This window comes from Streptosporangium sp. NBC_01639, assembly GCF_045209755.1.
GTDB lineage: Bacteria > Actinomycetota > Actinomycetes > Streptosporangiales > Streptosporangiaceae > Streptosporangium.
Map to the genome: position 1 here is coordinate 2,185,312 of NZ_CP109272.1, position 22,978 is coordinate 2,208,289.

Annotated in this window: 23 protein-coding genes; 16 read left to right on the forward strand and 7 right to left on the reverse strand. The window is 69.4% G+C overall.

All coding sequences use genetic code 11. From position 1 onward, the window contains the following. Positions 1-2 precede the first annotated feature (2 nt). From OHA77_RS09750 to OHA77_RS09775, 6 genes are all read left to right on the forward strand, one after another. Complete coding sequence (locus tag OHA77_RS09750) at positions 3-782, forward strand: metal ABC transporter ATP-binding protein (protein WP_406317566.1); 780 nt, start codon at positions 3-5, stop codon at positions 780-782. Beyond that, the gene (locus OHA77_RS09755) at positions 779-1,612 is read left to right on the forward strand and encodes a metal ABC transporter permease (protein ID WP_406317567.1); all 834 of its coding nucleotides are present in this window, start codon (positions 779-781) and stop codon (positions 1,610-1,612) included. Before OHA77_RS09750 ends, OHA77_RS09755 begins: the two co-directional genes overlap by 4 nt. After that, positions 1,609-2,016, forward strand: coding sequence for a transcriptional repressor (locus OHA77_RS09760; RefSeq protein WP_326820952.1), 408 nt, complete (start codon positions 1,609-1,611; stop codon positions 2,014-2,016). The genes OHA77_RS09755 and OHA77_RS09760 overlap by 4 nt, the downstream gene beginning before the upstream one ends. Before the next feature lie 252 nt (positions 2,017-2,268). Then, on the forward strand, positions 2,269-2,817 hold the full coding sequence (locus OHA77_RS09765) for a CGNR zinc finger domain-containing protein (protein WP_406317569.1): 549 nt from the start codon (positions 2,269-2,271) through the stop codon (positions 2,815-2,817). Between the two features lie 85 nt (positions 2,818-2,902). Beyond that, on the forward strand, positions 2,903-3,397 hold the full coding sequence (locus OHA77_RS09770; protein ID WP_406317571.1) for a beta-class carbonic anhydrase: 495 nt from the start codon (positions 2,903-2,905) through the stop codon (positions 3,395-3,397). A 146-nt stretch (positions 3,398-3,543) separates the two neighbouring features. Then, positions 3,544-4,641 (forward strand): hypothetical protein, encoded by a 1,098-nt coding sequence (locus OHA77_RS09775; RefSeq protein ID WP_406317573.1) that lies wholly within the window; start codon positions 3,544-3,546, stop codon positions 4,639-4,641. 57 nt (positions 4,642-4,698) lie between these two features. On the opposite strand, the gene OHA77_RS09780 is transcribed toward OHA77_RS09775, so the two are convergent. Together OHA77_RS09780 and recO are read right to left on the reverse strand one after the other, a co-directional pair. Beyond that, positions 4,699-5,472: an isoprenyl transferase gene (locus tag OHA77_RS09780; protein ID WP_326820949.1), complete on the reverse strand. Its 774-nt coding sequence runs from the start codon at positions 5,470-5,472 to the stop codon at positions 4,699-4,701. Continuing rightward, on the reverse strand, positions 5,469-6,206 hold the full coding sequence (gene recO, locus OHA77_RS09785; protein WP_326820948.1) for a DNA repair protein RecO: 738 nt from the start codon (positions 6,204-6,206) through the stop codon (positions 5,469-5,471). Before recO ends, OHA77_RS09780 begins: the two co-directional genes overlap by 4 nt. A 162-nt stretch (positions 6,207-6,368) precedes the next feature. Here recO and OHA77_RS09790 point away from each other — a divergent pair, with 162 nt between their 5' ends. The 5 genes from OHA77_RS09790 to rocD all read left to right on the forward strand — a co-directional run bounded on the left by OHA77_RS09790 (position 6,369) and on the right by rocD (position 11,566). Next, positions 6,369-7,946 carry a CDP-alcohol phosphatidyltransferase family protein gene (locus tag OHA77_RS09790; protein ID WP_406317575.1) on the forward strand — a complete coding sequence of 526 codons (1,578 nt, stop codon included), beginning with the start codon at positions 6,369-6,371 and terminating at the stop codon, positions 7,944-7,946. Then, positions 7,943-8,650: a DUF5941 domain-containing protein gene (locus OHA77_RS09795; RefSeq protein WP_406317576.1), complete on the forward strand. Its 708-nt coding sequence runs from the start codon at positions 7,943-7,945 to the stop codon at positions 8,648-8,650. Before OHA77_RS09790 ends, OHA77_RS09795 begins: the two co-directional genes overlap by 4 nt. A gap of 285 nt (positions 8,651-8,935) precedes the next feature. After that, on the forward strand, positions 8,936-9,409 hold the full coding sequence (locus OHA77_RS09800) for an Lrp/AsnC family transcriptional regulator (RefSeq protein WP_326820945.1): 474 nt from the start codon (positions 8,936-8,938) through the stop codon (positions 9,407-9,409). A gap of 107 nt (positions 9,410-9,516) precedes the next feature. After that, on the forward strand, positions 9,517-10,311 hold the full coding sequence (gene ddaH / locus OHA77_RS09805; protein ID WP_406317577.1) for a dimethylargininase: 795 nt from the start codon (positions 9,517-9,519) through the stop codon (positions 10,309-10,311). Positions 10,312-10,354: 43 nt separating this feature from the next. Continuing rightward, positions 10,355-11,566, forward strand: coding sequence for an ornithine--oxo-acid transaminase (gene rocD, locus OHA77_RS09810; protein WP_326820943.1), 1,212 nt, complete (start codon positions 10,355-10,357; stop codon positions 11,564-11,566). Positions 11,567-11,903: 337 nt separating this feature from the next. Here the strand turns inward: rocD and OHA77_RS09815 are convergent, their stop codons facing one another. Beyond that, positions 11,904-13,466: an alkaline phosphatase D family protein gene (locus tag OHA77_RS09815; RefSeq protein WP_326820942.1), complete on the reverse strand. Its 1,563-nt coding sequence runs from the start codon at positions 13,464-13,466 to the stop codon at positions 11,904-11,906. A gap of 253 nt (positions 13,467-13,719) precedes the next feature. Here OHA77_RS09815 and OHA77_RS09820 point away from each other — a divergent pair, with 253 nt between their 5' ends. Beyond that, on the forward strand, positions 13,720-15,006 hold the full coding sequence (locus OHA77_RS09820) for a Glu/Leu/Phe/Val dehydrogenase (RefSeq protein ID WP_406317579.1): 1,287 nt from the start codon (positions 13,720-13,722) through the stop codon (positions 15,004-15,006). 93 nt (positions 15,007-15,099) lie between these two features. Here OHA77_RS09820 and OHA77_RS09825 read toward each other — a convergent pair whose 3' ends face one another. Further along, on the reverse strand, positions 15,100-15,576 hold the full coding sequence (locus OHA77_RS09825) for a MarR family winged helix-turn-helix transcriptional regulator (RefSeq protein WP_406317580.1): 477 nt from the start codon (positions 15,574-15,576) through the stop codon (positions 15,100-15,102). Positions 15,577-15,651: 75 nt separating this feature from the next. Here OHA77_RS09825 and OHA77_RS09830 point away from each other — a divergent pair, with 75 nt between their 5' ends. The 3 genes from OHA77_RS09830 (at position 15,652) to OHA77_RS09840 (ending at position 19,387) form a co-directional block, all read left to right on the forward strand. Continuing rightward, positions 15,652-16,740, forward strand: coding sequence for a substrate-binding domain-containing protein (locus tag OHA77_RS09830; RefSeq protein ID WP_326820939.1), 1,089 nt, complete (start codon positions 15,652-15,654; stop codon positions 16,738-16,740). Between the two features lie 102 nt (positions 16,741-16,842). Beyond that, positions 16,843-18,243: an APC family permease gene (locus OHA77_RS09835; protein ID WP_326820938.1), complete on the forward strand. Its 1,401-nt coding sequence runs from the start codon at positions 16,843-16,845 to the stop codon at positions 18,241-18,243. A 133-nt stretch (positions 18,244-18,376) separates the two neighbouring features. Beyond that, positions 18,377-19,387, forward strand: coding sequence for an acetamidase/formamidase family protein (locus OHA77_RS09840; RefSeq protein WP_326820937.1), 1,011 nt, complete (start codon positions 18,377-18,379; stop codon positions 19,385-19,387). A gap of 178 nt (positions 19,388-19,565) precedes the next feature. Here OHA77_RS09840 and OHA77_RS09845 read toward each other — a convergent pair whose 3' ends face one another. From OHA77_RS09845 to OHA77_RS09855, 3 genes are all read right to left on the reverse strand, one after another. Continuing rightward, entirely contained in the window at positions 19,566-20,465 is a 900-nt protein-coding gene (locus OHA77_RS09845; protein ID WP_406317582.1) for a Gfo/Idh/MocA family protein, read from the reverse strand. A gap of 69 nt (positions 20,466-20,534) precedes the next feature. Next, positions 20,535-21,479: an NAD-dependent epimerase/dehydratase family protein gene (locus tag OHA77_RS09850; RefSeq protein WP_406317584.1), complete on the reverse strand. Its 945-nt coding sequence runs from the start codon at positions 21,477-21,479 to the stop codon at positions 20,535-20,537. Between the two features lie 103 nt (positions 21,480-21,582). Next, complete coding sequence (locus tag OHA77_RS09855) at positions 21,583-21,927, reverse strand: YrdB family protein (protein WP_326820934.1); 345 nt, start codon at positions 21,925-21,927, stop codon at positions 21,583-21,585. A 115-nt stretch (positions 21,928-22,042) separates the two neighbouring features. Here OHA77_RS09855 and OHA77_RS09860 point away from each other — a divergent pair, with 115 nt between their 5' ends. Further along, the gene (locus tag OHA77_RS09860) at positions 22,043-22,759 is read left to right on the forward strand and encodes a TetR/AcrR family transcriptional regulator (RefSeq protein WP_406317586.1); all 717 of its coding nucleotides are present in this window, start codon (positions 22,043-22,045) and stop codon (positions 22,757-22,759) included. Positions 22,760-22,978 lie beyond the last annotated feature (219 nt).

Here is a 22,978-nt window from a genome sequence, read left to right on the forward strand (position 1 = left end):
TCGTGACATCCAACCAAACTGTTTTCACCATGCGCGGCGGCCAGGTCAGTCTGGACCACCGCCCGGTGCTCCGCGGCGTCGACCTGACCATCGAGCCCGGTGAGGTCGTGGCCGTGCTCGGCGCGAACGGGTCGGGCAAATCCACCCTCATCCGCGCCCTGCTCGGCCTGACCCCGTTGTCCGGTGGTTCGACCCTTCTGTACGGCACACCACCCGCGCGTTTCCGCGAGTGGCGGCGGATCGGCTACGTCCCCCAGCGGCTCTCGGTGGGCGGCGGCGTGCCGACCACCATCCGCGAGGTCGTCGCCTCGGGCAGGATCGCCCGGCAGCGGCGGCTCCGTCCGACCAGTTCCGCCGACCGTGCGGCGACCACCGCCGCACTGGAGGCCGTCGGCATGGCCCATCGCGCCGGAGACCCGGTCCAGGCCCTGTCCGGCGGGCAGCAGCAGCGGGTGCTGATCGCCCGCGCCCTGGCCGGAGAGCCCGACGCCTTCGTGATGGACGAGCCCACGGCGGGCGTGGACTCCGAGAGCCAGCAGCTGCTGGCCGACACCCTGTCGGTGCTCGTCGGGCAGGGCAAGACGGTCCTGCTCGTCGCCCACGAACTCGGCCCTCTGGAGCCGCTCATCACCCGGGCGGTGGTGATCAGAGACGGATGCGTCTGCCATGACGGGCCGCCGCCCCACGCCGTCGGCACGCACGCGCTGCCCGGTCATGACCATGTGCATCCGCACGCCGAGGAGAAACCCTCAAGCCCGCTCGACTGGAGACCGGTACCGTGATCGACCTTCTGCAGTTCGACTTCATGCAGCGGGCGCTGATCGCCGCCCTCCTGGTCGGCCTGGCCGCCCCGGCCATCGGCACGTTCATCGTGCAGCGCCGGCTGGCCCTGCTGGGCGACGGCATCGGACACGTCGCCCTGACCGGTGTGGCGCTCGGCTTCCTGACCGGTACCGCGCCCGTGCTGACCGCCGTGGTGGTCTCGGTGCTCGGCGCCGTGGCGATCGAACTGGTCCGGGCACGTGGCAGGACCAGTGGCGACGTGGCGCTCGCGCTGCTCTTCTACGGCGGCATCGCCGGAGGCGTGCTGCTCATCTCGCTGGCTCCAGGCGGCAGCAACGCCACCCTGATGTCCTACCTGTTCGGCTCGATCAGCAGCGTCAGCGCCCAGGACGTGTGGGTGATCGGCTTGCTGGCGATCGCCGTGCTGGGCGTGGTGGCCTTCTTCGGGCGCGAGCTGTACGTGCTCTGCCAGGACGAGGAGGTCGCCCGGGCGAGCGGCCTGCCGGTGCGCTTCCTCAGCCTGCTGATCGCCGTCACCGCCGCGCTGACCGTCGTCATCGCCATGCGCGTGGTAGGGCTGCTGCTGGTCAGCGCGTTGATGGTGGTCCCGGTGGCCGCCAGCCAACAGCTCACCCGGGGTTTCTTGAGCACGATGGGGCTTTCCATGGTTTTCGGGATGGTCGCCACGGTCGGCGGATTGACCTCCTCGTTCTACGTCGAGGTGCCCCCGGGCGCGATCATCGTGATCGTGGCTCTCGCGGGGTTCGTCCTTGCCCTCGGGCTCGGTAGATTCGTACGCCGGAGCCGAGCAGAGGAGCCCATCCGATGAGCAACAGACGTGATGCCGTCCACGAGATTCTCCGCCAGAGCAAGGGCTTCCGCAGCGCGCAGGACGTCTACGCCGAGATGCGCGCGGAAGGGGCGAAGATCGGCCTGACCACGGTGTACCGGGCGCTTCAGGCGCTGGCCGACAGCGGTCATGTCGACATGCTCAGGACCGACGACGGCGAGTCGGTCTACCGCGCGTGCACCAGCAGTGACCACCACCACCACCTGGTCTGCCGCCGCTGCGGACGCACCGTGGAGGTGGCCGGACCCGCGGTGGAGCGCTGGGCCGAGGCGGTCGGCTCCGAACACGGCTTCACCGAGATCACCCATACCATCGAGGTCTTCGGCACCTGCGGCTCCTGCTCGGTGGCCGTCAGACCCGCGGAGGCGTCGAGCCGGGCCTGACGGGCCACAGGCACCCGGGCCACACCGGGCGGGCCTGACCGCATGCGGGGACGGAGCGTGCCGCCACCGAACGGGACGCGGCAGCCGGGAACGACGCCGTGGGCATCACACCGGTCGCGCACCCCGTACCGTGTGACGTTGTGCGATCACATGATCTCCCAGGACGCATGCCGGAGAGGTACTCTTCCGAGACGGCGAGCCGCCGTACGGACCTCTCAACTCAACACTGAAACCGCATCAACGGGAGTCAACATGCCATTCGGACATGACATGGTGTACTCGCTCGCCACAGTGGTCGATCTTGTCAACACCTCTCCCTCCACCGGAGGCGAGGACCGGCTGACCGACCTGGCGCAGCTCTGCGAGTTCGTGGAACGCCGTGAGGTGAGCGGCATCGGCGATCTCGACGCCACGGACCTGAGCCAGGTGCGCGCCCTGCGCGAGGCCTTCCACAAGGTTTTCACCGCTCCCGACCAGCCCACCGCGGTCATCCGGCTGAACACGTTGTTGAGCGGCAGCCGCATCACCCCGCGCCTGACCGAGCACGACGGCCACGCCCTGCACGTCCACTACTTCGCCCCCGGCGCCTCGCTCGCCGAACACCTCTCCGCGGACCTGGGCGTCGCACTCTCCCACCTGCTCGTCGAGGGCGAGTGGGGACGGCTGCGCACCTGCTCGGCCCCCGACTGCGGTCACGTCTTCGTGGACGAGTCGCGCAACCGCTCCCGGGTCTACTGCGACAGCCGGACGTGCGGAAACCGCATGCACGTCGCCGCCTACCGCGCCCGCCGCCGCGCCTGACACTACACTCCGTTATTACCTATTGACTGAGTAGGTAATGGGGATAGGTTGTCCTGTGACGACTCGATCCCCCGAAGGAGAATCCATGAGTGTCACCGACGAGCTTCTGGCCAACGCCGAGCGTTACGCGACGACCTTCGACAAGGGCGAGCTGCCGCTGCCGCCGGCACGCCAGGTGGCCGTGCTGGCCTGCATGGACGCTCGCCTCAACCCCTACGGCCTGCTGGGGCTCACCGAAGGCGACGCGCACGTCATCCGCAACGCGGGCGGCGTGGTGACCGCCGACGAGCGCCGCAGCCTGGCCATCAGCCAGCGCCTGCTCGGCACTCGAGAGATCATCCTCATCCACCACACCGACTGCGGCATGCTCACCTTCACCGACGACGGGTTCAAGCAGCAGATCCAGGCGGAGGTCGGGATCAAGCCGGATTGGGCGGCCGAGGCCTTCACCGACCTCGAAGAGGACATCGTGCAGTCCATCAACCGCATCAAGGACGACCCCTTCATCCCGCACACCGACTCCGTGCGCGGTTTCATCTACGACGTCGAGACCGGCCGCCTGCGCGAGGTCAAGGCCTGACCGCTCCTCGGCGCGCACCGAAGTCGCCGTGGCGTCCCGCTCCCGAGGCGAAGCAGACGGTCATCGAACGTGGCAAAGCACCACGGAGCCGAGGCGGAGACCGGTAAGGTCCCGGCATGCACGTAAAGCATGGCGTTATCTCCCTTATGTCAAGTTTTGTGCTGCTGGCCGGCGGTGCGGTGGGCCTCCCCCCGGTGGCGGCGGGCGTAGCCCGGAGCACCGGTGATTCGTTGTCGTCGACCCCGAGCGGCGTGCGGTCCGCCCCGGGCAACCCGAGAGGGCGCGCGTCCGTCCCGGCCGAGGCACGCGCGGTCGACACCTCCCGGCCCACCCGCGTCGTGGGCAGGGGCACCCCTGCGAGCTGCACCTCGCAGGCCGTGGTGGCGGCGGTCGCCGCGGGCGGCATCATCACCTTCTCCTGCGGCCCGAAGCCGGTGACGATCAGGATGAAGGCGACCGCGAAGGTGGTCAACACCAGCGCGCGGGTCGTCCTCGACGGCGGCGGCAAGGTGACGCTCAGCGGCGAGGGCAGGCGGCGGATCCTCTACATGAACACCTGCGACAAGGCGCAGAAGTGGACCACCTCGCACTGCCAAGACCAGGACAGGCCGCAGCTCACGGTCCAGAACCTGACGTTCGCCGACGGCAACGCCACCGGGCAGCGGGCCGACGGCGGAGGCGGCGGCGCGGTGTTCGTGCGCGGCGGCAGGCTCAAGGTGGTCGGCTCCTCCTTCGTCCGCAACCGGTGCGAGCCCACCGGGCCGGACCTCGGCGGGGCGGCCATCCGGGTGCTCGACCAGTGGCGCGACCAGCCGGTCTACGTGGTCGACAGCACGTTCGGCGGGGCCGCGGGCCAGGGCGGTGTGTGCTCCAACGGCGGCGCGCTGAGCAGCATCGGCGTGTCATGGGTGATCCTCAACAGCGTCATGACCCACAACCGGGCGATCGGGAACGGCGCCAACCCGGCGCGCGGCGGCACGCCCGGCGGGGGCAGCGGCGGAGCCGTCTACACCGACGGCGACAGGTTCACCGTGCGGATCGCCGGCTCGGTCATCGAGCACAACAGCGCCGCCGAGGGCGGCGGAGCCGTCTTCTTCGTCAGCAACGACCGCACCGGCGGCATGACCATCGAAAAGTCCATCCTGCGCGACAACCGCAGCGGGAAGTTCGAGACGAAGGGCTTCCCCGGCATCTTCTTCCTCGGCGCCGGCAGGCCGAAGACGGTCTCCTCCACCCTCCGATGAACCGGAACGTGCCCGGCGGTCTCACCGGCCGCCGGGCCCCGCCCGCCCGCCGGGGGATCAGACCGGGTTGGGCAGTGCCCCGCCGTACCGCCTGTCGCGTTTGGCGTAGGTCTCGCAGGCCTCCCACAGGTCCCGGCGGTCGAAGTCGGGCCACAGCCGGTTGAGGAAGACCATCTCGGCGTAGGCCATCTGCCAGATCAGGTAGTTGGAGGTGCGCTGCTCGCCCGAGGAACGCACGAACAGGTCGACGTCGGGGATCTCGGGCTCGTCGAGGTAGCGGGCGAAGGTCTCCTCCCGCACCCGGCCCGGCTTCACCCGTCCGGCGGCGATGTCCTCGGCCAGGCGCAGCGCCGCGTCCACGATCTCGGCGCGCCCGCCGTAGTTGACGCAGAACTGCAGGGTCAGTGTGGAGTTGCGCTCGGTCATCCTCTCGGCGTCCTGCAACTCGGAGATGACGCTCTTCCACAGCCGTCCGGGACGGCCGGCCCAGCGGACCCGCACGCCCATGGCGTGGAGCTCGTCCCTGCGGCGGCGGATGACGTCACGGTTGAAACCCATCAGGAAGCGCACCTCGTCGGGAGAGCGCTTCCAGTTCTCGGTGGAGAAGGCGTAGGCCGACAGGTAGGGGATGCCGAGCTCGATCGCCCCCTCGATCACGTCGAAAAGCGATGCCTCACCCGCCTTGTGGCCCTCGGTCCGCGGCAGCCCGCGCTGTTTGGCCCAGCGGCCGTTGCCGTCCATCACGATCGCCACGTGCCGGGGCACGAGGTCGCGCGGGATGGGGGGCGGGACAGCACCGGAGGGGTGCGGGACCGGGGGACGGACATTCACGAGGCAGGCTCCCTTTCTACGTGTCGGAGAGAGCGTATGCCGTGTTCCAGGTGCCATTGGAGGTATGCGGCGACCAGTCCGCTGCATTCGGCGCGGTGCCGGCCCGCGGAGGCGTCGGCGGCGAGCCAGTCGCCCTTCAGCAGCGCGATCATCAGGGCGAGGGTCTCCCCGGCGGGCACGGCGGCGCCCGCGGGACGGCAGCCCCCGCACACCACGCCCCCTGCCACGATGGCGAACGCCCGGATCGCGGGGGCCCGGCAGCGGGCGCACGACTCCAGCGCCGGGGCGTAACCGGCGACGGCCAGCGAACGCAGGAAGTAGGCGTCCAGCACCAGCCGGGCCTCGTGCTCTCCCGAACCGAGTGTGCGCAGGCCACCGACGAGCAGCAGGAACTGGCGGAGCGCCGGCTCCTTCTCCCCCAGGGTCAGCCGGTCGGCGGTCTCCAGCATCGCGCTGCCCGCGGTGTAGCGCGGATAGTCCGCGACGAGCGCCTCGCCGTACGGGCGGATCGTCTCGGCCTGAGTGATCACGTCGAGTGTGCGGCCGGTGTGCAGCTGAAGATCCACGTGAGTGAACGGTTCCAGTCGGGCACCGAACCGTGACATGGTCCGCCGGACTCCTTTGGCGACCCCTCGGATCTTGCCGGTGCGCCTCGTCAGGACCGTGACGATCCGGTCGGCCTCGCCCAGCTTGTGGGTGCGCAGCACGATGCCGTCATCACGGTAAAGACTCACTGGATCAGTCTAGTGGGATGCCCTGCGTGACAGGGTTTCAATCATGGTCAAGTGGCACAGATAGATCACGAGTGCATGTTGTTCATCCAAAACTCACTAAACTTTGGCCTCTGGCGACCTCCCCGCGCCACGTTTTACCCCGCCCCCGCACGAAAGGGTGCCATGCCCCGCGTGGTCCTGCTGGGCTCATCGCCCGGCCCCGATGCCGCTCCGGCCCAGTCGACGCCGTCCGCCGCGCTGACTCTGCCCGCGCTGCCCGGCTGCCCCACTGTGATCGGCAAGCTGCACGGTCAGCTCGCCTCGCTCGACTCCGCACCGGTGACGATCGCCCGCACCGGCGACGCTCCGGCCTACCGGGGCTTCCCCGGTCGTCTCGTGGAGACCTCCGATCTCGCCGGCGACCTGCGCGCCGTGGCCGACGCGGTCGAGCACGCCACGGAGAACCTGCTCATTCTCCCGGCCAACTCCCTGATCCACGACGAGCTGATCTACCAGATCACCAAGTCGAAGCGCGGAGCGCTCGCGCTGGTCGCCAAGGAGCCTCGTGAGGAGGACGAGAACGGCGACACCATCGTCCCCAACGTCCCGATCGACGAGGCGGAGCCGGAGATCGGCGACCACGTCTGGGAAGACCTGCCAGTCCGGGCACGCGTCAGCAAGTCCCGGGTGATCTCGGTGGGCTCGGCCTACCACGCGGTGACCCGGCCCAACGCCGTCCTGCTCGGCCCGCTGCACCTGCACCACAAGCACGCGCCCACGCTGGCCGAGGCCGCCCGCGAGCTCGCCGACATGGCGCACCTGCTCGGCCCCGAGGACGACCTGGTCCAGCTCCTGGTCCTGGGGCTGGTACGGCGAGGCGTCTCGGTCGGCATCCGAGGCCGCCGCGACCTGTACTTCCGCCGGCTGGTCAGTCGTGAGCAGGCCGACGAGTCGGTGGCCGAGATGTCCCTGATCAACGAGGACAAAGCCCGGCTGAACAACGCGGTCAAGGGTGCCGACGGCTTCTTCACCACCTATTTCGTCAGCACCTACTCCCGCTTCATCGCCCGCTGGGCGGCCCGGCGGGGGCTGACGCCCAACCAGGTCACGCTGATCTCCATCGCCCTGGGTGTGGCGGCGGCGGCCTGTTTCGCCACCGGGGCGAGGGTGGGGATGGTCGCCGGCGGCATCCTGATCTACTTCGCGTTCGTGTTCGACTGCGTGGACGGGCAGGTCGCCCGCTACGCCCGCAAGTTCGGTGTGCTCGGGGCCTGGCTGGATGCCACCTTCGACCGTTTCAAGGAGTATGTGGTCTTCGCCGGCCTGGCGATCGGCGCGGCTGTCTCCGGTGTGGGCGACGTGTGGACACTGGCGCTGATCGCGCTGAGCCTGCAGTCCGGCAAGCACCTGCTGGACTTCTCGTTCGGCGCGGCCAACCGGCGCAAGCCCCCGTCACCGCTGCCCTCGGTGTCGCTGACGGTCAGCGCCGACACCGACCTGCGCGCGGCGCTGGAGCAGCGCAAGATCGCGCGTAGCGGCGGGATCAGAGGCCTGCTGAAGATGTGGAGCAAGGCGGGCAAGCACCGGTCCGTGTACTGGGCCCGCAAGATGATCGTCTTCCCGATCGGTGAGCGTTTCGCCGCCATCGCCATCGTCAGCGCCCTCTTCGACGCCCGGGTCACCTTCCTCACGCTGATCATCTGGGGCGGCATCGCCGCCACCTACACGCTCACCGGACGTCTGATGAGGTCACTCGCATGATCACCCAGCCGCAGACCAGCCCCGTCCCCGACCCCTACGAGGAACGGCTGCGCATCCAGACGGCGCGGCTGCTCGCCTACCGTGACGACGGTCCGCTGGTGATGGCGCTCCGCGACAAGATGGGGCCGGGGCTGCCCCCGGTGCCGGCCGCGCTCGCCGCGCTGCTCGCGATCGTCGCGATCGGGGTGACCGGGATGCTGGACGAGGGTTTCGTGCTGCTCGTCCCTGTTCTGGTCATGGTGGTCCTGGTGCTGCCGACGGCGGCCCGCGACCATCTGGGCAAGCTCGACTGGCTGATGCCGCCGCTGATCCGGACCACCGAGTTCCTCACGATCATTTTGATCGGCCTGGCCGCCGACGCGCCCAAGTGGCTGCTCTTCGTGCTGATCTATGTGATCGGCTACCACACCTACGACACGGTTTACCGGACCAGGCAGAGCATCTGGCCGCCCGACTGGGTGTTCAAGGCGGGACTGGGCTGGGAGCTCCGGCTGCTGCTGATCGGTGCCGGTGCCGCGTTCGACGTGCTGACCTGGGTGCTGGCCGCGCTCACCCTCTACCTCGGTGTGCTGTTCGCCATCGAGAGCGTGACGAGCTGGGTCCGCCTGGACAAGCAGTCGGCGCTCACCCAGGCGGGCGACGACCTGGAGGCGTCTCCGGAGGAGGCCATGGAGCAGGCCACCGGCGAGGCCGAGCCCGCCTAGTCTGCCTGCGCCCGGCCGGGACATACCGGATCCGGACCGCCGTACTACGGTAAGACGGTAAGAGGACCGCGACATTCCGTCGCGGTCCTCTTTCCATGTTTTGGAACGGCCTGCTTCCCATGTCCTGGAGCGACCTGCTTCTGTCCTGGAGCGGCCCGCTTCCCGTGTCCGGAGCGGCCCACTTCCCGCGTCCTGGAGCGCCCGCTTCCCCTGCCGCGGAGCGGCTCGCCGCCGTTTCACGACCGGCGCCGCCCACCGGTGTGAACTGTTGTGTTACAAAGCAGCGTGGAACTGGATCGGCTGGATCGTGACATCATCGGGGCGCTCGTCGAGGACGCCCGCAGCACCTATGCGGAGATCGGGCAGCGGGTGGGCCTGTCAGCGTCGGCGGTGAAACGGCGGGTGGACCGGCTGCGCGAGACGGGGGCCATCACCGGGTTCACCACGCGGGTGGAGCCCGCGGCGCTCGGCTGGACCACCGAGGCCTACGTGGAGCTCTTCTGCGCGGGCAAGACCTCGCCGGCGGAGATCGGGGTGGCCGTCGCCCGCCTTCCCGAGGTGGTCTCGGCATGCACCATCACCGGCGAGGCCGACGCACTGCTGCACATCAGGGCCACCGACGTGCGCCACGTGGAACAGGTGATCGAGCGCATCGCCTCGGAGGCCTTCGTGGTGCGGACCAAGAGCTCCATCGTGCTCTCCCGGCTGATCGACGCTCCGTTGCTCACCGCGCACAACGAATCGCCGTCTATTGCCTGATATACGCAAGAGAACTGCGCCAACGCGCACGATCGGACTCTTGGCCTGCGTGAACCTCTCTTCCTAGGCTGTTGCCGTTCCCACCACGACATCCTTTGGGGTTCTCCATGTCCAAGCACTACCTCATGTGTCGGCCCGCCTACTTTGCGGTTGAATATGCGATCAACCCGTGGATGCACCCCGAGGCCGGCGCCGACCGGGAGGTGGCGGTCCGGCAGTGGGAAGGACTCAAGAGCGCATACGAGGAGCTCGGGCACCAGGTCAGCCTGATCGACCCGGTGGAGGGTCTGCCGGACATGGTCTTCGCCGCCAACGGGGCGCTGGTCGTCGGCGGCCGGGTTTACGGCGCGCGGTTCGCCCACCAGGAACGCGCCGCCGAAGGACCGGCGTATCTGAGGTGGTTCGTCGCCAACGGCTACGACCGGGTGCACGAGGCGGCCTTCACCAATGAGGGCGAGGGCGACTTCCTCACCCTCGACCAGTTGGTGCTGGCCGGGACGGGCTTCCGGACGAACATCACCGCGCACAAGGAGGCCCAGGAGTTCCTCGGCCGTCCGGTGGTGACGCTGCAGTTGGTGGACCCACGCTTCTACCACCTGGACACCGCACTGTTCCCACTAAACGGACATAACGTGGCATACTTCCCAGGGGCCTTCTCGGCGGGAAGCCGAGAGGTGCTACGGAATCTGTTCCCCGACGCCGTCCTCGCGGACGAGAGCGACGCGACCGTACTGGGCCTCAACGCAGTCAGCGACGGCACGCACGTGGTGATCAACGTCGAGGCGGCCAACCTCCAACTGGAGCTCAAGCGGCGCGGCTTCGAGGTCATCCCCGTCGACCTGTCGGAGCTACGCAAAGCAGGTGGCGGCCCGAAGTGCTGCACGCTCGAAATTCGGGGATGAAAGTGGATATAACGGCCAAAGCTAAAGAAACGGCAAATATCGGATGACCACCACAGACGAGTTCATCGAGCTCAGTGAGCGCCGCAGCGCGCACAACTACCACCCGCTTCCCATCGTGATCCACGAGGCGCAGGGCGCCTGGGTGACCGATGTGGAGGGCAAGCGGTTCCTGGACTGCCTGTCCGGTTACTCCTCGCTGAACTTCGGCCACGGTAATCCGAAGATCGTTGAGGCGGCGCAGCAGCAGCTGGCCAGGCTCACCCTGACCAGCCGCGCCTTCTTCCACGATCAGTTCGCCGCCTTCGCCGCCGGGCTGGGCGATCTCACCGGCAAGGAAATGGTCCTGCCGATGAACACCGGCGCCGAGGCCGTGGAGACCGCGATCAAGGTGGCCCGCAAGTGGGGCTACGAGGTCAAGGGCGTCGCCCCCGACCAGGCCAACATCATCGTGATGGAGGACAACTTCCACGGCCGCACCACCACGATCGTCAGCTTCTCCACCGATCCCGACGCCCATGACGGTTTCGGCCCCTACACTCCGGGCTTCACGGTGGTGAAGTACGGCTCCGTCGAGGCGATCCGCGAGGCCGTCGACGCCAACACCGTCGCGGTGCTGCTGGAGCCCATCCAGGGCGAGGCCGGCGTGCTGGTCCCGCCGGACGGCTACCTCACCCAGGTCCGCGAGCTCTGCACCGCCGAGAACATCCTGATGATCGCCGACGAGATCCAGTCCGGCCTCGGCCGCACCGGTGACACCTTCGCCTGCGACCACGAGGGGGTCGTCCCCGACATCTACGTGCTGGGCAAGGCCCTGGGCGGCGGGGTCGTCCCCGTCTCGGCGATCACCGCCAACGAGGACGTCCTCGGCGTGATCAAGCCGGGCCAGCACGGATCCACCTTCGGCGGCAACCCGCTCGCCTGCGCGGTGGCCTGCGCGGTCATCGAACTCCTCAACACCGGCGAGTACCAGGCACGGGCCAAGGAGCTCGGGGCGGTCCTGCACGAGAGACTGCGCGGCCTCATCGGCCAGGGCGTGGTGACCGTACGCGGCCGCGGCCTGTGGGCGGGCATCGACATCGATCCCTCCCTGGCGACAGGGCGCGAGATATCCAAGGCGCTGATGCGTCGCGGCGTCCTCGCCAAGGACACCCACGGCTCCACCATCCGGCTGGCCCCGCCGATCGTCGTCTCCGAGGAGGACCTCGTCTGGGCCGTCGACCAGCTCGTCGACGCCCTCGCCGAGTTCGCGGAGTGACCCCCCGGTACGGCCCCGCGCCCCGGTGCGCGGGCCGTACCGGACCTCATTTCCAGGCCTGTAGCAGATCCTCGGGTCCGTAGGCGGCGGCCAGGCCCCCCGTGGTCACCCCGGACCTCGAGACGGCGATCATCGGAAGGACTCCGCCCCCCGAGCTCACGCTTGCGGCCGATGGACTGCACCGTGCCGTGCTCTCATTGGTGTTAGTAACTTCGCTGGAACTTTCATCAATGAGAGCAACTTCCGAAGTGGAATCGCCGAGTTCGCCCCGCCACACGATGAACGCCTCGCCGTACCGGCCCCGGAAAGGCGTGGGTACGGCTCACCGCGAAGCCCGTCACCTGGGGTCGGGCAGCTTCACCGTGGTGACCTCCGACAGATCGGTGCCGGTGGCGGTGTCCCAGCGGACGGACAGCGGCGTGGTGTCCAGGGACAGGGTGGCCATCGCGTTGGAGAACCAGGGGCCGTTGGTGATCCGCCACTTGAACGGGGGTTTGGGGATCCTGGCCAGGCGGGAGAGCCAGCCGCCGATCAGCGTGGCGACTCCGAACTGGGCGATGATGTTGGCCAGCCGGAGCGTACGGCTCAGCGGGTTGCGGATCGGGGAGCAGACGAGCTGGTAGACGGGCAGTCCGTCGGCCTTGGCCACGTAGGAGTAGTGCACGTCCCCGGAGAGCAGGATCACCGGTTTGCCGGTCCCGGCCAGCAGTCTGGACAGGTCCTCGAAGGAGCGCCGGAAGGCCGCCCAGTGCTCCAGGTCGACGGCCTGGCGGAGCGCTTCGGACCAGCGGGCCACCGTCCTGCCCCAGGCCCCTTGGGCCAGCGCCTCGTTCCAGTTCTGGATGTGATGGATGCCGGCCGGGAGCAGGAACGGCACGGATGTGCCGATCACGAAGCGCTCCACGCCGCCCCTGCGGAGCTCCTCGGTCAGCCACTCCCACTCCACCGGGTCGATCATCCGCCGGTCTCCCGGGGTGAGCTGCCGGGCGCAGCGGGAGTCGAGCATGATCAGGCGGGTGTCGCCGAGGTCGCGGGAGTAGCTCCACCGGCTGTCGGCGGGGATCTCGTAGGCGTGCCAGGCGAATGTGTCGAGCAGTTCGCCCCCGTCCTCCTCGGCCGCGCAGAGCTTGCTGAGCAGCTCGTCCGAGGAGCGCTCCTCCGGTGACATGTTGCCCAGGTGCTGGTAGATCCAGTAGGCCCCGAGCCCGGAGGTCACCCGGCGCGGCCACCAGGAGACCGTGGCCATCTGCTCGCGCCAGGAGGCGGAGGTGTTGAAGTCGTCGCGCAGGTCGTGGTCGTCGAAGATCATCGCGCTGGGCACCGTGGAGAGGATCCAGCGGATCTCCGGGTCGGTCCACGCCTGCCGGTACAGCTCGGCGTACTCCTCGAAGTCGGCGATCTCGCCCACCGGCTCGCCGTCCCTGCGGCCCTTGATGAACTCCAGCATCTCCACCGACGGCTCGTCGGCGTAGACCTGGTCACCGAGCAGCAGCAGCATGTCGGGCCACTCCTCCTCGGGGCTGTCCATCATGCTGCAGCCGTACGCCCGCAGGACGTCGACCCCGTGCGAGATGGTGTGCAGCGTGTCATGCGGCACGCTGGTCCGGCAGGAGCCGAACACCACCCGGTTCGGCCCGCCGGGGCCGAGAAAGCGGATGCGGCTGGGCCGCTGGCCCGGCGGGGGCCATACGGTCTCCTCGCCCAGCCGGACCTCGTAGGCGCCCTCGGCACCGACGTCCACGATCGCGTAGTGGTGGCCGTGCACGGTGAACGTCAGCGCCTGTGACCGCGCTCCGCCGACCTCGACCGTCACCTCGCACGGCTCGCTGGTCTCCACCCACACCGACGCGCTGGTCTCGTTCACGTAACGCAGCAGTGGCCCGACCACAAGTTCCGGCACGTTGATCCCTTCAGCACTACAGAACGGCAGGCATGCCAACAGAAGCCTGCCATATTGGCGCGTTGCCCCCACCGTGCCCATCGGATCTGATCGATAACTACGGAGCAGACTGAAAGTGAGGAAAGACACAAAAAACATACATAAGTACACAAAATTTCACGCGGCCCGGCAAAGAGTCCGGAACAGTGTGATCATTACCAGTAGCCCTGAGCGGAGCAACGGCGCTCCGCTCCCCATACGGAGGCTCTCCTTCATGACTCTCATGGTGCCGTCAACGACGCCGGCAGCCACCACCCTCATCAGTCCCGGCCGGCAGGCCCTCGACTCCGCGCTGTTCCAGCTCGACCAGGCGGCCGACCGGCTCCACCTGGACGACGGCGTGCGCACGATGCTGGCCACCCCGCGGCGCTCGCTGACCGTCGCGGTGCCCGTCCGCCGCGAGGACGGGCGGATGGACGTCGTGCAGGGCTTCCGGGTCCAGCACAACACCACCCGCGGCCCGGCCAAGGGCGGAATCCGCTTCCACCCCTCCACCGACATCCACGAGGTCACCGCGCTGGCCATGTGGATGACCTGGAAGTGCGCGCTGGTCGGCATCCCGTACGGCGGCGCCAAGGGCGGCGTCTCGGTGGACCCGGCCTCGCTGACCACCCGGGAACTGGAGCGGGTCACCCGCCGCTACGTCAACGAGATCCTGCCCATCATCGGCCCGGACAAGGACATCCCCGCTCCGGACGTCGGCACCGACGAGCAGACCATGGCCTGGATCATGGACACCTACTCGGTGAGTGCGGGTTACTCCGTGCCCGGCGTGGTGACCGGCAAGCCGGCGGCCCTCGGCGGCTCCCTGGGCCGGTCCGGCGCCACCTCCCGCGGCGTGCTGATCGCCACGCTCAAGGCCCTGCCGGGCTCTCCCGAGGGTCGCACCGTCGCGGTCCAGGGCTTCGGGAAGGTCGGCGCGCCGGCCGCCCGCCGGCTCGCCGACGCCGGCTGCCGCGTGGTGGCCGTCTCCGACGCCACCGGCGCCGTGGTCGACCGCTCCGGCCTGGACATCGACGACCTGCGGGCGTGGGTGAAGGAGACGGGGGGCGTGTACGGCTACCGCCACGCCGACGCGCTGTCCCACGACGACCTGCTGGAACTCGACGTGGACGTGCTCGTCCCCGCCGCGCTGGAAGGCGTGATCACGGCGGAGAACGCGCCGAGGATCGGGGCCCGTCTGATCGTGGAGGGCGCCAACGGGCCCACCACGCCGGAGGCGGACCGGATCCTGGCCGACGCCGGGACCACGGTGATCCCCGACATCCTGGCCAACGCGGGCGGTGTGATCGTCTCCTACCTTGAGTGGATGCAGAACCTGCAGGCCTGCTCCTGGAGCGCGGCCGAGGTCGACGCCAAGCTCCGCGAGCTCATGGAGAACGCCTTCGACGCGGTCACGGCGATGTCCGCGGAGCGCGGGGTCAGCCTGCGCCAGGCCGCCCACCTCATCGGTGTGGGCAGGGTCGCCGAGGCCCACCGGCTGCGCGGTCTCCACCCCTGACGGGGCGGCCCGGTCTCCCCGGCGGTTTCGGGGGCCGGGCCCTCCCCCGGCGGGCCGGATCGGTGGACGGGACGCCGAACGAACGCCGGTGTGTCACGAACGGGCGGGACCACCCGGGTCCGGCCTCTCGGCCGGCCGCGCGGGCTCGTCCAGGGCCGTGACCAGGCTGTGCAGGTCACGCATGAGCTGTTCGGTGCGTTCGATGCCGTAGGCCGCCTCGATCAGCCGGTGGTGGCCGGCCACCCCGCCCTCCACCCGGGCGAGCAGTTCGGCCCCCCGGTCGGACAGGAAGACCGCGACCCTGCGCCGGTCGGCCGGGTCGTGCCCCCGGTAGACGAGCGAGCGGTCGATCAGCCGGTCGATCGCCTTGGTCAGCGTCGGATGCGGCATCAGCACGGCCTCGGCCAGCTCACCCATCGAGTGGCCCCGCCCATCGGCCAGAGCGCGCAGGATGCGCCACTGCTCGACCGTGACATCCTCCGCGGTCACCGCGGCGGCGAGACCGCGGTTGACGCTCCGCTCCGCCCTGCTGAGCAGGTAGGCGAGCGAGGATCCCAGTCCGGTCGTCACCACGTGAGGCTCCCGCCTGTATCCCGATTGTGCAAAAGCTCCACCAAAGCTTCTTTTGGGAGGATACTCGGCTGCGTGGCAGAAACCGTCACATCGGTCATCGATCCTCTGGAAGCCCAGCTCATCCGGAGCGACGCCCTGCGCGTCGGACTCGTGGTGCCGGTCTCCGGGGTCCTCGGCCTGGTGGGACCGTGCGCGATCAACTGCGCGATCCTCGCCGCCGACGAGGTCAACCTCGCGGGCGGGGTGCTCGGCAGGCCGGTCGAACTGGTTCTGATCGACGGCGGCGGCCCCGCGAGGCGGGTGGCCGCCGAGGTCGCGACGCTGGTGGACGGCGGGGCGATCGACGCGGTGACCGGCACCCACGGCAGCGACGTACGGATCGCGGTGGTCCGGGCGCTGGCCGGGCGGGTGCCGTTCGTCTACGCCCCGCCGTACGAGGGGAGTGGCCACCTGCCCGGGGTCTACTTCCTGGGTGAGACACCCGGCCGCCAGCTCCGGCCGGGTATCGACTGGCTCATCGAGCGGCGCCGGGCCCGCAGGTGGTTCCTGCTCGGCAACGACTACGTCTGGCCGCGCCTGGTCCACGAGGCCGCCCGCCGCCATCTCGCCGCCCGCAACGTCACGGTCGTCGGCGAACGGTTCGTGCCGTACGGCATGCGGGATCTCCCCCTGGTCCTGGAACAGCTCGCGGCCAGCCGGGCCGACGCGGTGCTGATCAGCCTGATCGGCAGAGATCTCGTCACCTTCAACCGGGCCTTCACCGCGGCGGGGCTGTCGTGCCCGAGGCTCTGCGGGGCGCTGGAGGAGCACGGCCTGCTCGGCATCGGCGGGGACGCGACCGGCGAGCTCTACGGGGCGATGGGCTACTTCGCCAGCATGGTCACCGACGACAGCCTGAGCCTCGGCGAGCGCTACATCCGCCGGTTCGGCAGCAGCGCACCCCTGCTCAACGGGCATGGACAGGGCTGCTACGAAGCGGTGCTGATGCTCGCCGCACTCGGCTCGCGCGCCGGGACGCTCGCCGTACCCGCGGTGGACGCCATCGCCGACGGCACCTCCATCGTCACCGCGCGGGGCCGGCTGACGCTTCAGGACCGGGGAGTACGGCTGCGCGCGCACATCGGGAGGGCGGACGGGCTGGACTTCGACATCGTCCGTTAAAAGCTTCCAGTCGGAAATTTTTCCTTTTCAAGAAATAGCCATATTCTGAGGATTGCTCCCCTTATCTGCTGATACAGCTGCACTCACCCAGAGGAACCGTCCATGACCACTGAGCCCTCCCTGGAGCAATTCGGCTACCAGCAGGAACTCCGCAGGTCCCTGACCTTCACCGACCTGCTCGTCTACGGCCTGATCTTCATGGTGCCGATCGCCCCCTTCGGCATCTTCGGCAGCGTCTACCAGGGCTCCGGCGGCATGGTGGCGCTCGCCTACGTCATCGGCATGGTGGCGATGGCCTTCACCGCGCTGTCCTACGCGCAGATGGCCCGGGCCTTCCCGATGGCCGGATCGGTCTACACCTACGCGGGCCGCGGCATCGCCGCGCCGGTCGGTTTCCTATCGGGCTGGGTGATCCTGCTCGACTACGTGCTGGTGCCCGCCCTGCTCTACCTCATCGCGAGCGCGGCGATGGCCTCGTTCATCCCCGCCATCCCGATCTGGGGCTGGCTGATCGTGTTCGTGGTGCTCAACACGGTCGTGAACTACAGCGGCATCCAGATGACCGCGCGGATCACGAAGATCATGCTGGTCGGCGAGCTCATCGTGTTGGCGATCTTCATCGTCGTCGGCCTGGTGGCGCTGGCCCAGGGCAAGGCCCAGGTGAACGCCCTCAGCCCGCTGTTCGACTCCTCGACGTTCTCCTGGCCGCTGGTCTTCGGGGCCGTCTCGATCGCGGTGCTGTCCTTCCTCGGCTTCGACGGCATCTCGATGCTGGCCGAGGAGAGCAAGGTGGACAGCCGCAAGCTGGGCAAGTCCATGGTCGCGGCGCTCGGCCTGGCGGGCGCGCTGTTCATCGTGCAGACCTGGGTGGCCGCGCTGCTCACCCCCAACCGGGCCGAGCTGCTCAGCAAGGGCGACCCCGCGGGCACCGCGTTCTACGACATGGCCGAGTTCGCCGGAGGCCACTGGCTCAGTGTGCTGACCGCCGTCGCCACCGCCATCGCCTGGGGCTTCGCCAACTCGCTGGTCGCCCAGGCCGCCACCTCGCGCCTGCTGTACGCGATGGCCCGCGACCGGCAGCTCCCCTCCTTCCTCGCCAAGATCCACCCCAAGCACAAGGTGCCGGTCAACGCCACCCTGCTCGTGGCCGCCGTCTCCCTCGTCGTCGGGCTCTACCTGGCCAGCCGCGAGGACGGCATCACCCTGATCAGCGGGCTGGTCAACTTCGGCGCCATGACCGCCTTCCTCGCGCTGCACATCTCGGTGGTCGTCCACTACGTGGTCCGCAAGGGCAGCCGCGACTGGTGGCGGCACCTGATCGCCCCGGTGATCGGCTTCTTGATCCTGGTCTACGTCGTCGTCAACGCGAGCATCGCGGCCCAGACGCTCGGGATCATCTGGCTCGCCATCGGCCTGGTGCTGCTCGGCGTCTCCTACGCCCGGGGTCGGCGTCCCACCCTGGCGGGTATGCACGACACGCCGGAGACGGCCGCGAAGCCGTAGCGGCCCTCTCCCGCCTGCACTTTTCCGATCACCCAAGGACGGACCGCATGTTCGATATCTTCCTCGAGACCGAGGAATGGCTCACCTCTTCACGACCCACTCCGGCGACGGGCCCTGGCCGGGCGGAGGCACGATGAACGTCGTCTCCTACCGGCCCGCTCTCGAAGAGCTGAGTTACACCTTCGGCGGGCGCCCGGCCGTCGGCCGGATCCGGCCCGGCACGATCGTCGAGATGTACACCGAGGACTGCTTCGCCGGCCGGGTGCGCACGGTCGACGATCTGCCGTCGAACGTCTGCGACTTTCCCTACCTGAACCCGGTCACCGGCCCCTTCCACGTGGAGGGTGCCGAGCCCGGCGACACGCTCGCCCTGCACTTCGTCTCCATCGAGCCGGCCAGGGACTGGGCGGTGTCCGCCACGTTCCCGCACTTCGGCGCGCTGACCGGGACGCACACCACCGCCATGCTCACCCCGCCGCTGGACGAGGTCGTCTGGCGCTACGACATCGACGTGGAGAAGGGCGTGGCTCGCTACCACGCCCGCCGGGGCGACTACACGGTGGAGCTCCCGCTGGACCCCATGCACGGCACCGTCGGTGTCGCGCCCGGTGCCTCCGAAGCCCGGATGACGATCACTCCGGACGCCCACGGCGGCAACATGGACACCCCCGAACTACGCGCCGGGGTGACCGTCTACCTCGGGGTCAACGTCGAGGGCGGGCTGTTCGCGGTGGGTGACGGGCATGCCCGTCAGGGACACGGCGAGGTGTGCGGCACCGCCGTCGAGGCGGCGATGAACACCGTGGTCGCGGTGGAGCTGATCAAGGGCGTGAGCACCCCGTGGCCGCGCCTGGAGGACGACGACCACCTGATGTCGACCGGCTCGGCGCGCCCGCTGGAGGACGCCTTCCGGATCAGCCAGCACGACCTGGTCACCTGGGCCGCCGACCTCACCGGCCTGGACACCCTGGACGCCTACCAGCTGGTCAGCCAGATCGGCGAGGCACCGGTCGGCAACGTCTGCGACACCAACTACACGATGCTCGCCAAGATCCCCAAGGCCTATCTCGGCCGGCCCGACGTCTACGAGTCGGCCCACGGGCGGCTGCGCGACCTCGGGCGGCGCTACCTGTCCGAGCGCTGACGGCTCGGGGACGGTCCCGCCCCGGGGACGACGGACACCTCGTCCGAGGGGCATCCGGACCGCCCTGCGACGCGGCCCGGGTGACCCCGGATGGGGCCGCCCGGATCAGGTCACGCGTCCGACCGGCTCACCGCCCGGATCAGGTCACGCGTCCGACCGGCTCACCGCCCGGATCAGGTCACGCGTCCGACCGGCTCGCCGCCCGGACGATGTCCTCACAGATCCGGTGGGTGGCCAGGGCGTCGTCGGCGTCGAGCACGACGCCGGAGCGGACCGCGTCCAGAAACTCCAGGCAGGCCTGCTCGATGCCGCGCTGGCGGGAGACCGGCGTCCAGTCGCCGCGCCGGGCCAGCGTCTCCGTCCCGGAGTAGTCGATCACATCGGCGATGTTGACCACCCGGCGCTTGACACCGCCTCCCATGACCTCCACGGTCTCCTCGGCCGCCCCGCTCACCCTGTTCATGATCCCGAGCGCGGTGAAGCCGTCCCCGGACAGCTCCAGTGTCACGTGCTCCAGCAGCCCGCCCCGGACCCGGGTCCGGATCCCGGTGTGCTCGACCGTGCCCGGCACCAGGAACCGGAGGGTGTCGACGACGTGGACGAAGTCGTCGAAGATCGCGGTCCGCGGGTCCTCGGCCAGGTCTCTGCGGTGCTTCTGCATCACCACCAGGTGACGGGGCAGGTCCAGCAGCGCCGTGTAGGAAGGGGCCCGGCGGCGGTTGAAACCGACGAACAGCGATCGACCCATCTCCTGTGCCAGCCGTACCAGACGCTCGGACTCGGCGAGGGTGTAGGCGATGGGCTTGTCCAAATAGACGTGGACGCCCGCGCGGAGCAGCGGTTCGACGATCTTCACGTGGGCGCTCGTGGCCGCGTGCACGAACGCCGCCTCGACCCCGGCGTCGAGCAGCTCGTCCACCGAGGCGAAGCGACGCTCGATCCGGTAGGCGTCGCCCAGCCGGTCGAGGGTGGCGGAGTCCCGGGTGCACAGGTGGAGATCGAGGCCGGACGTCGCGGAGAGAACGGGCAGGTACGCCTTCTCCGCGATGTCCCCGAGGCCGATCACAGCGGTCTTCATCGAATCTCCTTGCGCGTGGAGCCCCCGGGCTTCAACCCCGAGGAGGAAGTCACGATGAAAGCGTACGGCTTACGCCGCCACGGCCAGGCGCTCCCGCCACCACGCGACGGTCGCGGTGAGCGCCTCGTCCACCGGCGTGGGGGCCATGCCGAAGGTGGCCTGGAAGTCGGTGGAGTCGATGACGAAGGGGCTGACGAACTGGTAGCGGACGTGCTCCAGTTCGCCGAGCATGGGCGAGACGGTGCCCATCGTGCGGACGAGCCAGTGCGGCATGACCTTGACCCCCGGGTTGGGGACGCCGGCCAGCGCGCAGAGACGGTCGGCGACCTGCTGGGCCGCCAGGGCGGGGGCGGTCGGGATGTGCCAGGCCCTGCCCCAGGACCGGTCGTCGGTGGCGGCCGTCACCAGGGCACGGGCCACGTCGGGCACGTAGGTCCAGCTGTGCGGCTGGAGCGGGTCTCCGATGAAACGGACGGGCTTGCCCGCCAGGAGCCGGGGAACGAACCGCTCCCCCAGGTGCGACTGGTCGAGGCAGCCGGGACCGAAGTAGTCCGATCCCCGCACCTCGGTCACCCGGACCCGGCCGGCCTCGTGCGCGGCCATGGCGTCGCGCCACATCCGGATCCGCACCTCCGCCTTCTCGCTGGTCGGCCGGAGCGGGTGGCTCTCCCCCATCGGCCCGCTGGGGGGACCGTAGATGTAGAGGTTGCCGAGGATGACGTATCCCGCGCCGGTGGCCTCGGCGGTCGCCAGCAGGGAGGCCGCGATCGGCGGCCAGTCCTGCATCCAGCGGTGGTAGAGCGGGTTGACGCAGTTGTAGAGCGCGTCGGCCCCCTCGGTCAGCGCGATCAGCCGTTCCCGGTCGGAGGCGTCCGCCGCGACCTTGCGGACCCCCGGCAGGTCGGGACCGGAGCCCGAGCGGCTGACGAGGACGACCTCGTGTCCCTGGCTCGCCAGCAGGCGGGCCACCTCGGAACCGATCTGCCCGGCTCCGACGACGACGTGCTTGGCCATGGCCGTTCTTCCTTTCACTGATTTCATCCGTTTCACTGCTGCTTCACCGCTGCGCGGATCCGCCGGTCTGCGGGCCGCGTGGAGCTCACCGGTGCCGTAGAGCTCACTGGTTCCAGACGAGCCGTAGGACGGCGTTGACGACGTAGACGGCGGCGAAGACGATCCCCGGGGTGAGGCGGCCGGCCATGACCAGCGCCAGCGCGCCGCCACCGAACCAGAGAACCTCCAGGCCGACCCGGGCGAGGCCGGTGAGCGGGATCGTGGCGCCGTTGGCCGCGCCGAACAGCGCCCAGACCGCGATGAACAGCGCGGGCCCGCCCAGTCCGAGGAGCAGCTTCACCGGCCAGTTCTGGCCGGTGACGAAGCCCCAGTAACCGACCGAGGCAAGAACGCCCAGCTCCAGCAGGAACATGACGAGAAGGTTGGTGTTCTTGGCCAGGGACAGCATCTGGGGGCTCCTTGAGAGTGGCGTTCCGTTCTGAGAGCAATGCTCTACCAAGAGAGCACAACTCGTCAAGAGCAGTGCTCTCTTTTATTTTCAGTGCTCTGATAAGGTGACCGGCATGAGTTCAAGCCGCACGGCACGGGAACGAGTCCGCGCCGAACTGACGAGTGAGATCACCGACATCGCCCGGAGACACCTGGCCACCGAGGGTGCGGGCGGCCTCTCCCTGCGCGCGGTCGCCCGCGAGATGGGCATGGTCTCCTCGGCGATCTACCGCTACTTCCCCTCCAGGGACGACCTGCTCACCGCCCTGATCATCGACGGCTACAACGCCCTCGGCGAGACCGTGGAGAACGCCGACGCGACCTGCCCGCCCGGAGACCACACCGGCCGCTGGCTGGCGGTGTGCCACGCCGTACGGGACTGGGCGCTGGCCCATCCGCACGAGTACGCCCTGCTGTACGGCTCGCCCGTGCCCGGCTACCAGGCACCGCAGGACACCGTCGCCGCGGCGATCCGCGACACCGTCGTCTACGGCCGGATCATCTCCGACGCCCACCAGGCCGGAGCCCTGAACCCCCCGGACATCCACCCGCCCGTCCCCGCCTCGTTCGGGGAGGACGCCGCACGCGTCCGATCGATCATCCCCGACGTCCCCGACGACGTGATCGTCCGCGCCCTGATCGCCTGGACGGGGCTGTTCGGCTGGCTCAACTTCGAACTCTTCGGCCAGTTCAACAACACGATCATCGACCGCGGCCCGGCCTTCGACCATGCCATGCGCTGCTCCGCGGCCATGCTCGGCCTCCCCTCCCGGCAGGGCGAGGGCGCCTGAAGGCGCCGGATCGCCGGCCCCGCCGCACCACGGCCGGCCGGGCACAGGTCACCGCACCCGGCCACCCGCCCACGATCGAATACCGGCTTTCCCACGAGATCGAGGACACCCCGCCATAGGGTGCCGCCCCGGCGTGCTCACCGCGACCGGACAGCGCACCCCCACCGGCCCGGAGTGCGACACGGAGATCACACGACCCGACACCTAGAGCAACGTATC